Here is a 5,931-nt window from a genome sequence, read left to right as displayed (position 1 = left end):
CCTCCAAAAGCACATCCTGTTCGACGAGAACCTCGCCTTCCCCACACAACTTCTCGAAGCTGCTTGACAACTTAGCTCCGTGAGGTGTCTCGTCGGCCAGGTTCGGGCCGTGGCCCCCGCTCTTCCTCTTGGCGGGGTGTTGCGAGCCGCCGTTCCTGCCGATGTTGCTGGTCGGCGTCTTGAGCAGGGGGTTCGGCGGGCCAGGCGGCGAGGAAGGTCCGCTCGCGGCGGTGCGGGGCCCCGATGTCGGAGGCGCGAAGCACGAGCCACCTCGCGTCGTACCGGAGGTCGGCCAGGGATCCGAGTACGGCACCGAGTGCTCGCAGAGGAGGCTGGCCTGGGGTGTCTCCCAGACACCACGGGCAGAATTCCACGTCGCCAGGGGAACCGGCGGGTGAGGTGAGGAGGCCGCGCACATTCTCGATCACAACCAGGCAGGGTCGGAGGGCCTCGACCGCACGGGCGACGTGCAGCCACAGCCCGGAGCGGGTCTGGGAGTTGAGTCCGGCCCGTCGGCCGGCGACCGAGACGTCTTTGACAGGGGAAGCCCGCCGTCAGGACGCACACCGGCGGGACGGCGGACCAGTCGATGGCCGTGATGTCGCCCAGGTTGGGCACCCCGGGCCAGTGCCGGGCCAGGATGCGCGAGGCGCCCGGATCGACCTCCGCATGCCAGGCCAGGCTGCCGCCAAGCACGGACTGCACCCCGAGGTCCAGCCCGCCGTACCCGGAGCAGAGCGAGCCGATCAACGGCGGGCGCACGCTGGTGGTCCGCATGTCACCGCCCCCGCACGATCCGGCCCGGTGCAGCCGCTGCCGGCGTGGCAGCGGGAGGTGCGGGTCGGGGAGCGGGAGTTGTGGTCGTGGACCGGCTGCGGGCGGCTCGGAGCCGTACGGACGGAGGCGAAACCGTCGCCGATGAGGCGTGAAGGGAGGCGGCGGCTTCGCGCAGGGCCGTGTCCGCCGAACCGAGAGCGTCTTCCATCACCCGCACTGCTGCCTCCCGGGCCTCCTGGGCGTCGGGCCGGTTACGGAGATGCTCGGTCTGGTTCAGGAAGGCGAGCTGGTGAGCCGTCTCCCCGAGGGCGGATGCCGCCTCGCCGGCAGGTCGCGCAGCGGCAGCGAAGCCCGCGATGACCCGGGCCGTGTGGACTTCGTGGTCCTGGGCCGCAGCACGGAGGAAGACCTCATTGCCCAGGTCGGTGATCAGCTCGCCGAGTTCGGATATCTGCCTGGCGACGGCGACGATGCCGGGCAAGCGGCGGTAGTTCCCAGGGACCGGGAGCTTGCCGCGCTGGGCGTCGAAGGCCGAGGCCGTGGCACTCAGGGCAGAGATGTCAGAGCTGGGGGTGTTGTTCACGATGGATCCCAAGGGAGAGGACGAACAGAGGACGGGGGCTTTCAGCTGTGGCCGCGCGAGGGAGATCGCACGGCAGCAGGGCCAGGCGCAGAGCGGGTTCGGGCCGAGGACGGCGAGACCGGGTACGGCGTGCTGCGAGCGAGAGCGGCGTGCACCCGCGCAGGAGGAGGCCCGTTCGACGAAGAAGCCGGGGCCGGCGACGGCGGAGAGTGGCCGTTCGCCGTCCGCCAGCGGGTACGTACGTCGTCGAGTGGACCGAGCGCGTGCAGGGCGTGATTGATGAGCTGCCCAGGGGACAGGGACTCGTTCTCCGCCAAGCCCCGAATGGTGCGAGCAGAGGTGACGGCGGTGCGGGTGACCGAGGAACGGATCACCTGCTCACCGAGCCACTCGGCGCTGCCAGGACCCACACCGTCACAGATGGCGGTGACCTGCCCGCCGGACAGCGTGCCGTCGGCCAGCAGACCGCGCCGCTGCGCCTCCCAGAGCAGGGTGATCCGGTCGATGGGCTCGCCCCGGTGGTGCAGCGCGCCGAGGCAGCGGTAGAGCTGCCCGTGGGCCGGGTCGGCGAAGTCGCCCGGCCGCAGCCAGCCCACCACCTCGTCCATGGCCCTCGGCCGCTCAACAAGGACGGCCAGAAGGAACCGTTCGTCCTCGGCGACCTGACCGGCCCGAACCGGCGGCGGCGCGGCCGGAGCGGTGGCCGGCGGCGTAGCGGGCGGGACCGGGCGCGGTTCGGTGCCCCACCGCCGTGCGAGATCGTTGAGAACCTCGGTCAGAACGTTCGCGTGGTGCAGGGCTCCTTCGACCTCGCCCCGCAGGGCGTCGGCGCGAGCCGCCTGGTGAAGGCGGATCGCGTGCGCGGTGATGCTGCGATGGATCGCCCCCTCCAGCACCATGCGGCCGTACGCCGGAGCGTGTTCGGGACGCGGGCAGGCAGAGACCAGGGTGTGGGCGTAAACCGCGCTCAGCCCCCGTACGTGGTGGCCGGCCTCCTCGACCGCATCGGTCACCCACGACAGCGGCACCGATGTATCGGCTGCCAGTCCGGGGTGGCCGTCGGCCCGGAGCTTGCGCAGCGCGGCGAACAGCGCCTGGTGGACCGGCCGGTCGAAGTGATCCGGTGCGAGCCAGTCAAGATGCGAGAGCTGGCCCGGGTCGAGCAGCACGGAGCCCAGTACCGCCTGCTCCGCGCGCAGCAGCGGGTTCATCGTCGCCCCCCGGCGTCGGAGGAGGGAGGTTCACCCTGCCGGGCGTGGAGATCGGCGACCGCCTGGTCGGCAGCGGCCATCGCCTCGGCGAAGCCGTCCAAGACGCCGGTGAACACGGGGTCGGTGGCGAGAATCGAGCCGGCCCCGCTGACCAGCCACCACTGCCCGTCGCGCAGAACGACCGGCGAACGTTCGAGCCGCCCGGGACGCGGCGTGGGCGCACTCATGCCGACAGCCCGAAGCCGTCACGGCCGTGGGCTTTCGCGAGGGCCCGCTCGGTGATGGCCTTCGTCGCACTGTCCGAGGCCGGGCCGACCACCTTCGCGGACGGCTCCTTGTACCAAGGCCGCAGATCGAGCATGGCAACCCGGATACCCGTGGCCAGGAGCAGCGCCTTGCCCTTGGGCAGGGCGCGGATCGCATCGGGCGGCAGGATCCGCTCGCTGCGCATGCTGACCGAGGTGGACTTGCTGCCGTTGCTGGTGGAAACCGAAGTGGTCTGCACGTCGTGGTCGCCGACCTGCCGACTGAGGCGGTCGGCGAAGTCGGCGTCATCGATACCCGATCCGATGATCTTGATGGTGGCGGCGGACCAGAGTGCGTCCATGCCGGCCTCGCCCCAGCACCGCTGGCCCTGCCGGTAGGACTGCAGGATCGTCATCGGGATGACACCACGACTGCCCAAGTGGCTGTAGAGGTCCGGGAGGTCGGAGATTTTGCAGACGTTGGCGGCCTCGTCCAGGACGCACAGGGCGGGCGGGTCGAGCCGTCCGCCGGAGCGCTCGGCAACGATGACGGCCGCCCGCATCACGGCGTCGGCCGCCGCGGCGATGATCGCGGACGCGCTGCCACCGCCGTCCTTACTGAGGAGATACAACGTGTCGCGGGATGTGGCGAAGGCGAAGGGCTTGAACTTGGGGAGGTCCTTGGCGGGGGTGACCCAGGCAGCGACGTACGGGTCGAGCAGGCAGGTCGCGTACTGCCGCGCCGTCTCGTAAATGCCGTCGCGGGTCTCGGTGGCGCCGGAGACGGTGCCCTGGAGCTGGGCGGCGACCGCGTAGTGGCCAGCGTCGGTGAGGAGGTCGACCGGGGTCCGGTCGGCGGGGGAGGCGAGCCAGGCCAGGACATCGGTGATCGGCCGCCGGTGGCCGGCGGCGGCGAGGAACAGTGCGCCGAGCGTGTTGGACGCGGCGGTGGACCAGAAGTCGGAGCCGTTCGACTCGTCCACGCTGGCGGCGACGAAGTGCCCGGCGAGCCTCTTCGCCCCGGCCAGGTCGCGGGCGTCGGCCAGGATGTCCCACCACATCTCGCGCGGATGGTGGGCGATCTGCTGCGGGTCCAGGGTCCAGATCGTGCCGACCTCGGCGCGAGCGTCCACCGTCGCGGTGAAGGCATCGTTCGCCGCCTTGTTCGACGTCAGCAGCACCGGACCGGGAGCCGCGAGAATCGCGGGGATCGCCAGCCCGGAGGTCTTGCCGGAGCGCGGGGCCATGATCGCGACGATCACGTCCTCCCAGGACGCACGGACATCGGAACGCCCCGGGGAAAGAGCGCCGAGCCGGATGCCACGGTCAGCAGGAGCGACCTCTTTTACACTCCCGGCCGCTCAGGGACGGCCGCAGGTCCCGGGCCTTGGCGGTGATCTCCTTGTCCAGCAGCGGGGCGAGATCGGCCTTCCGGGCGAGACCGTTCTTCGCGCCGCCGCGCAGCCGCATCCACACCACCAGGCCGAGGACGGCGAGGCAGACGGTCAGCAGGCCGGGGATGATCCGCGCGCCGACGAGCAGGGCGGTGGGGCTCAGGCGCGGCCACAGCACATCGGGGTGCAGTAGCGCGTCGGTGGCCGTGTACGCGGCCCAGGGCCCGGCACCGACGAGGGAGTTGCTGAGGTTGCCGGTCAGCCAGGCCAGCGAACAGAAGGCGAGCGCGACGCCGATCAGGCCGAAGAGGAGGTAGAGGAGCGCGTCCGACCCGGTGGTGGTCGAGGGCGCACTGGTACGCGGTGCGGGCACGGTGAGTCCTGGGAGTGAGCGCAGGGCGAGTGATGGGGGCGGGGCGGGGCGGGGCGCGCAGCGCTCTTCTGCTGGCCATCGAGGCAGATCCTGTTCGGGAAGGGAGTTGACGGTCGGGGCTATCGGGTGCGTCGGCCCGATGCGATCAACGGTGCGTCGAGCGTGTGGGCCAAGTAGGGCAGCGAGCCCAGGCTCGGCGGGCAGTTGGATCGCGGCTCCGCGGCCCTCGCCCACGATCAGCCGGGGACTGGTGTGGTTACCGAGTTTGTCCGGCCTGTACAGGTAGGAGTGCAGGCCGGCGGTGTTGCTGGCGCGCTGCAGGTGGGCGATCACGGCGTCTACCTCGAAGGGGAGTGGCATAGGGCCCGGGTGATCGGGCCGTCAAGGGGAGAGGATCCGCAGAACCCATGATTTGGCCTGGCCGAAGATCGCTGATAGATGTCGCCGCTCACCTTGGGGCGTTGGGGCGTTGGGGCCGTGGTCGAAGGCGACGTTCGCGCAGGCTACGCGCGCGAAATAGGCGTCGTTGTGCAACCGGGCCCAGCAGCCGTCCTGGCGGATGACGGTTGCGACGATCTCGATCCCGCCGGTGGACGCCTGGCTTCTAATGGTCCGTCAGGATCGTGATCTCGTAGACGAAGTGGACGCGAGCGCCGAAGAGGAGCTCGTTCAGTAGGCGCCCTGTTCTGACTATTGCGACGAGTGATGAGAAAGTCGCTCGAAAGGGTGGTTATCCCGTGGAATGAGCTGGGGATGGGGAAGGCATCCCATTCCTCGCATAGGAGGTATGAAATGTCACGCAACGTGCAGTCCGGGCGGCGTTTCGGGCGACTCTGTGGTGCTTTGCTGGCTGCCGCGCCTCTGGTCCTGTCTCAAGCTGGTATTGCTGCCGCCTCAGCGAAACCGGTATCGTTCTCCTTCAAGTACCGTCTCGAAACTCAGACATGGCAGCAGGGCGCCGGCAAAACCACCCTCAAGATCCAGGAATGCAACAGGCCTGAGAAGCTCCATGCCGAACTGGTCCGCTCCCGCGTAGGACGAGACGCGCCAGTACAAGGAGCGACCCTGACGTGTGCGAAGGGGCAGGAATTCACTTACAACGCACCTGTGGACGGCACCTACTACTTCGTATTCACGAAGCTCGATGACGGCAGGAGCTTCGCTGGGAGGGCTCTCTTCCTCTTCCCTAATTCGTCCTGAAGCGGGCGGGGGGGGGGGGGGGGGAGGGGGGGGGGGGGGCGGGGGGGGGGGGGGGGGGGGGGGGGGGGGCGGGGGGGGGGGGGGTGGGGGGGGGGGGGGGGGGGGGGGGGGTGGGGGGTCGTCCTTTCCCCCCCCCCCCCCCCCCCTC

General features: G+C 70.2%; 4 protein-coding genes and 3 pseudogenes. 1 reads left to right on the top strand and 6 read right to left on the bottom strand.

Going from position 1 to position 5,931, the window contains the following annotated elements; all coding sequences use genetic code 11:
• Window positions 1-71: 71 nt before the first annotated feature.
• From ACZ7IB_RS20180 to ACZ7IB_RS20155, 6 genes and pseudogenes are all read right to left on the bottom strand, one after another.
• Window positions 72-482, bottom strand: a pseudogene (locus ACZ7IB_RS20180) (DNA cytosine methyltransferase); the annotation flags it as partial.
• A 121-nt stretch (window positions 483-603) separates the two neighbouring features.
• Window positions 604-777 (bottom strand): annotated as a pseudogene (locus ACZ7IB_RS20175) (DNA cytosine methyltransferase); the annotation flags it as partial.
• A gap of 1 nt (window position 778) precedes the next feature.
• Complete coding sequence (locus tag ACZ7IB_RS20170) at window positions 779-1,360, bottom strand: hypothetical protein (RefSeq protein ID WP_470914120.1); 582 nt, start codon at window positions 1,358-1,360, stop codon at window positions 779-781.
• Window positions 1,361-1,401: 41 nt separating this feature from the next.
• Window positions 1,402-2,571, bottom strand: coding sequence for a DnaB-like helicase N-terminal domain-containing protein (locus ACZ7IB_RS20165; protein WP_470914118.1), 1,170 nt, complete (start codon window positions 2,569-2,571; stop codon window positions 1,402-1,404).
• Window positions 2,568-2,798: a hypothetical protein gene (locus tag ACZ7IB_RS20160; RefSeq protein ID WP_470914117.1), complete on the bottom strand. Its 231-nt coding sequence runs from the start codon at window positions 2,796-2,798 to the stop codon at window positions 2,568-2,570. The genes ACZ7IB_RS20165 and ACZ7IB_RS20160 overlap by 4 nt, the downstream gene beginning before the upstream one ends.
• A pseudogene (locus ACZ7IB_RS20155) lies at window positions 2,795-4,583 on the bottom strand (type IV secretory system conjugative DNA transfer family protein). Before ACZ7IB_RS20155 ends, ACZ7IB_RS20160 begins: the two are co-directional and overlap by 4 nt.
• 792 nt (window positions 4,584-5,375) lie before the next feature.
• Between ACZ7IB_RS20155 and ACZ7IB_RS20150 the strand changes: the two are divergent.
• On the top strand, window positions 5,376-5,783 hold the full coding sequence (locus tag ACZ7IB_RS20150; protein ID WP_470914114.1) for a hypothetical protein: 408 nt from the start codon (window positions 5,376-5,378) through the stop codon (window positions 5,781-5,783).
• The last annotated feature ends 148 nt before the right edge of the window (window positions 5,784-5,931 follow it).

This window comes from Streptomyces sp. NPDC037301 (assembly GCF_055602785.1).
This window is presented reverse-complemented; position numbering and strand designations above follow the sequence as displayed.

Bases quoted from the DNA above. Each gene is read 5' to 3' on its own strand.
- ACZ7IB_RS20165 (WP_470914118.1), bottom strand. From the start codon at position 2,571: ATGAACCCGCTGCTGCGCGCGGAGCAGGCGGTACTGGGCTCCGTGCTG.
- ACZ7IB_RS20160 (WP_470914117.1), bottom strand. From the start codon at position 2,798: ATGAGTGCGCCCACGCCGCGTCCCGGGCGGCTCGAACGTTCGCCGGTC.
- ACZ7IB_RS20150 (WP_470914114.1), top strand. From the start codon at position 5,376: ATGTCACGCAACGTGCAGTCCGGGCGGCGTTTCGGGCGACTCTGTGGT.